Source organism: Mesorhizobium sp. M2A.F.Ca.ET.039.01.1.1 (genome assembly GCF_003998035.1).
Taxonomy (GTDB): Bacteria; Pseudomonadota; Alphaproteobacteria; order Rhizobiales; family Rhizobiaceae; genus Mesorhizobium.
The window spans coordinates 1-4,174 of the sequence record NZ_RZRY01000562.1; the positions used below are offsets into that span (position 1 = coordinate 1).

The 4,174-nt window shown below is 63.1% G+C and carries 3 protein-coding genes and 2 pseudogenes; 4 read left to right on the forward strand and 1 reads right to left on the reverse strand.

The annotated features are described in order from the left end of the window. Positions 1-296 (forward strand): annotated as a pseudogene (locus EOA24_RS29240) (lipid A biosynthesis lauroyl acyltransferase); the annotation flags it as partial. A gap of 19 nt (positions 297-315) precedes the next feature. On the opposite strand, the gene EOA24_RS29245 reads toward EOA24_RS29240, so the two are convergent. Continuing rightward, positions 316-747, reverse strand: a complete 432-nt coding sequence (locus tag EOA24_RS29245) for a L,D-transpeptidase (protein WP_126082209.1) — start codon at positions 745-747, stop codon at positions 316-318. Between the two features lie 279 nt (positions 748-1,026). Between EOA24_RS29245 and EOA24_RS29250 the strand changes: the two genes are divergently transcribed. From EOA24_RS29250 to EOA24_RS29260, 3 genes and pseudogenes are all read left to right on the forward strand, one after another. Then, positions 1,027-2,304: an acetylornithine deacetylase/succinyl-diaminopimelate desuccinylase family protein gene (locus EOA24_RS29250; RefSeq protein WP_126082208.1), complete on the forward strand. Its 1,278-nt coding sequence runs from the start codon at positions 1,027-1,029 to the stop codon at positions 2,302-2,304. A gap of 115 nt (positions 2,305-2,419) precedes the next feature. Next, positions 2,420-3,901 (forward strand): ABC transporter substrate-binding protein, encoded by a 1,482-nt coding sequence (locus EOA24_RS29255; protein ID WP_126082207.1) that lies wholly within the window; start codon positions 2,420-2,422, stop codon positions 3,899-3,901. Positions 3,902-3,929: 28 nt separating this feature from the next. After that, positions 3,930-4,174: pseudogene (locus tag EOA24_RS29260) on the forward strand (ABC transporter permease); the annotation flags it as partial.

Here is a 4,174-nt window from a genome sequence, read left to right on the forward strand (position 1 = left end):
GCCAGACCACCCCGATGCTTGGCATGCTTGCCCGCCACTATGACTGCGATGTCTACCCCGCCCGCTGCGTCAGGCTGCCGGGCAACCGCTTTCGTCTTGAGATCGAGGACAAGCTGGACTTCCCGCGCACCGAAGAGGGCAGCGTCGATGTCGACGCCACCACCCAGCTGCTCACCGATGTGGTCGAGCGCTGGGTGCGCGAGGATCCAGGACAATGGATGTGGTTCCACAAGCGTTGGGAAATCAGCGGCCGCCGCCGCAAGCGCCGACAGGCGAAGGCGGCAGCTGACCAATAACTGGGCGGCCTTATCGCAATCAGTTGGTCACAACGATCCGCGTGTTGCCGAAGCCCACTTCCTTGACCATCGTGTAGAAGGTCGCGGCGTTGGCCGGATGCAGGCGTACGCAGCCATGCGACGCCGGGCGCCCGAGATGTCTCACCGCTCCGGTGCCATGAATGGCGTAGCCGCCATGGAAGAACACCGAATAGGGCATTGGCGAGTTGTCATACTTGCGCGAATACCACATCCGAGCAGTCCATTGCGGCCGGTAGCTGCCGCGCGGCGTGAAATAGCCAGGCCGCGCCGTCGACACGCTCCAGCGGTAGAGCACCTGGCCATACTTGCTGACGGTCATGGTCTGCGACGAGACGTCGATATTGGCGACCAGATTGGCTGCCCGGCTTGCGACGGACACGCCGAACAACGCTGTCGCCAGCACGGTTACCATGAGAACGAACTTTTTCATGCGATCAAACCCCTTTGATTGCCCCTGCCATTGACGCGGTTTTTCCATCTTTTTGCCGGCAGATGCGTTAAGTACCACACACTCCTTGACGAATCCGCCAATCCAATCCGATGAATTTGAACGATTTTCCCGGCATAGTTGCCGCCTCGACACGCACCCTCTGAAGTTTAAGCGCGAGCGTTGGGCCATTCCCCGATCGTCGTGTGGCAATGTGCGACTGGTTGCTTGCAAAAGTGCTGCGTTCCTTCTTCAATCCACCGAATGAGTGAACGACTTCGCATGAATGAGCGACTTCTCGGGGCGGTCGAGGACCGGACAGACGACTTGGTTGCGCTGACCGCGGACCTGATCCGCTTCCCGACCGTCAATCCGCCGGGCGAAGCCTACCGGCCATGCGCCGAGTTCCTGGGCGAGCGCCTGAAGAAACTCGGCTTCGAAACCGAGTTCATCCGTGCCGAGGGCGCGCCTGGCGACAGCGACCGCTATCCACGCGTCAACGTGGTCGCCCGCCTCGACGGCCGCTCGCCCGGCCCCTGCGTGCATTTCAACTCGCATATCGACGTCGTCGAGGCCGGCGACGGCTGGACCGTCGATCCCTTTGCCGGCGTGGTGAAGGACGGCAGGGTCTATGGCCGCGGTGCCTGCGACATGAAGGGCGGCCTGGCGGCCTCGGTCATCGCCGTCGAAGCCTTCATGGAAGCCTATCCCGGCTTTCCCGGCGCCATCGAGATCTCGGGCACGGCAGACGAGGAATCCGGCGGTTTCGGCGGCGTCGCCCATCTGGCCAGGCTCGGCTATTTCTCCAAGCCGAAGGTCGACCACGTCATCATCCCGGAGCCCTTGAACAAGGACCGCATCTGCCTCGGCCATCGCGGCGTCTGGTGGGCCGAGATCGAGACCAAGGGCGAGATCGCGCATGGCTCGATGCCGTTCCTCGGCGACAATGCGGTGCGCCATATGGGCGCCCTCCTGCAGGCTTTCGAGCAAGAACTGTTCCCGGCGCTCGACCGCAAGATGACGCGCATGCCGGTGGTGCCGGAAGGCGCCCGGCGCTCGACCATGAACATCAATTCCATCCATGGCGGCCAGACCGAGGATTTCCGGCCGGGGCTTCCCTCGCCCAACGTGCCGGATTGGTGCCGGCTCACCATAGACCGGCGCTTCCTGCTCGAAGAGGATATCGCCACCGTCAAAGGCGAGGTCACCGGCATCCTGGAGCGGTTGAAACGCGAGCGCAAGAAATTCGACTACGAGATCCGCGACCTGATGGAGGTGCTGCCGCTGATGACCGAGCGCGACGCGCCAGTGGTGAAGGCCGTCGCGAAGGGCATCATGGAGGTGTTCGACCGCGAACCCGACTATGTGATCTCGCCCGGCACCTACGACCAGAAGCACGTCGCGCGCCTCGGCCACCTCTACGACTGCATCGCCTATGGCCCGGGCATTCTCGACCTCGCGCATAGGCCGGACGAATGGGTGGGCATCGCCGACATGGTGGAATCGGCCAAGGTGATGGCGATCGGCCTCAATGTGCTCTTGCGCGGCACGACCGGCTAATGGGCAAAAACATTCCGCCTTGCGCCGCCCGGCAGCACGAAACGCAATTTACTCGCGCGCCAAATCACGCTTCTATCCGCCAGCTTGAGCATGTTTGAGCAATGGGAGTTCAGCGATGAGACTGTGGAAGACCATCCTGGCCGCGGCTGTGCTGTCGCTTGCCCCCGCCACCTCGGCCTTTGCCGCGCGCACCGACCTCACGCTCGGCATCGTGCTCGAGCCGCCACATCTCGATCCAACCGCCGGCGCGGCCGCGGCCATCGGCGAAGTCACCTATGCCAATGTCTTTGAAGGGCTGACGCGGATCGACGACAACGGCCAGGTTCAGCCAGCTCTCGCCGAGAGCTGGGCAGTCTCCGACGACGGCAAGGCCTACACGTTCAAGCTGCATTCCGGCGTGAAGTTCCACGATGGCTCGGCCTTCAGCGCCGACGACGTGAAATTCTCGCTGGATCGTGCGCGTGCCAAGGATTCGCTCAATCCGCAAAAGCCGCTCTTTGCCCACATCACCGATGTCACGGTGGTCGATCCGGCGACCGTCAAGGTCACTCTCGACGGGCCGCAGGGCAGCTTCCTTTACGACATGGGCCAGGTTGCGGCGGTGATCGTGGCGAAGGGGTCGGCCGACGGCAACAAGGACAAGCCGATCGGCACCGGTCCCTTCAAGCTCGATCACTGGGCCAAGGGTTCCGAGATCACGCTCGTCAAGAACCCGGACTACTGGGGTACAGCCGCCGCGCTCGACAAGGCGACATTCCGTATCGTCCCCGACGTGGCCGCGGCCGTCCCCGCCTTGCTCTCGGGCGACATCCAGGCTTTCGCCAACATGCCCGCACAGGACGCGCTCGGGCAGATCCAGTCCGATCCGCGCTTCAGTGTCGTGATCGGTTCGACCGAGGGCGAGACGATCCTGTCGATCAACAACAAGAAGCCGCCCTTCGACAAGTTGGCCGTGCGGCAGGCCCTTGCCTCGGCGATCGATCGCGATGCCATCATCGCAGCCGCCTCGAACGGTCTTGGAAAGCCGATCGGCTCTCATTTTTCGCCAGGCGACGCGGGCTATGTCGATCTCACCGGCGTCTATCCGCACGACACCGCCAAGGCCAAGGCGTATCTGAAGGAAGCGGGGCTGGAGAACGGCTTCTCGGCCACGATCAAGCTGCCGCCCGTGCCCTACGCACGCGACGGCGGCCAGGTGATTCAGTCCCAGCTGAAGGAGATCGGGGTCGATTTGCAGATCATTCCCGTCGAATGGGCGGAGTGGCTGAGCCAGGTCTTCACCAACAAGGACTACGACCTGACGATCGTTTCCCACGTCGAGCCCAACGACATCGATATCTATTCGCGGCCCGGCTACTATTTCCAGTATGACAACCCGAAGTTCAACGATGTGATCAAGGCGCTTGGCACCACGGTCGACAAGAACAAGAGGCTGGAGCTGCTGGGCGAGGCGCAGAAGTTTCTCGCGCACGACGTGCCCGCCGTCTACCTGTTCGAGCTGCCCAAGATCGGTGTGTGGGACGCCAAGCTGCAGGGCATGTGGACGAACTGGCCGATCGAGGCGGATGATCTCACCAAGGTGAAGTGGACGGATTGAGCCCGGCGCGATCGCCCGATCGCTTCCCATGACCGCCTACCTCGTAAAGCGCCTCATCATCGCGGCCCTCACGCTGGTGCTGGCCTCGATGGTGGTGTTCGCGGTCATGGAGGTCCTGCCCGGTGACCCGGCGCGCCTGATGCTGGGCCTCAATGCCAGCGCCGACCAGGTGGAGTTGCTGCGCAACCAGATGGGGCTGAACGCGCCGCTGCTGCTGCGCTACCTGCACTGGGCAGGCGGCCTGCTCAGCCTCGATTTCGGCCGTTCCTACAC

Coding starts and splice junctions, on each gene's coding strand:
- EOA24_RS29245 (WP_126082209.1), bottom strand. CDS start 747: ATGAAAAAGTTCGTTCTCATGGTAACCGTGCTGGCGACAGCGTTGTTC.
- EOA24_RS29250 (WP_126082208.1), top strand. CDS start 1,027: ATGAATGAGCGACTTCTCGGGGCGGTCGAGGACCGGACAGACGACTTG.
- EOA24_RS29255 (WP_126082207.1), top strand. CDS start 2,420: ATGAGACTGTGGAAGACCATCCTGGCCGCGGCTGTGCTGTCGCTTGCC.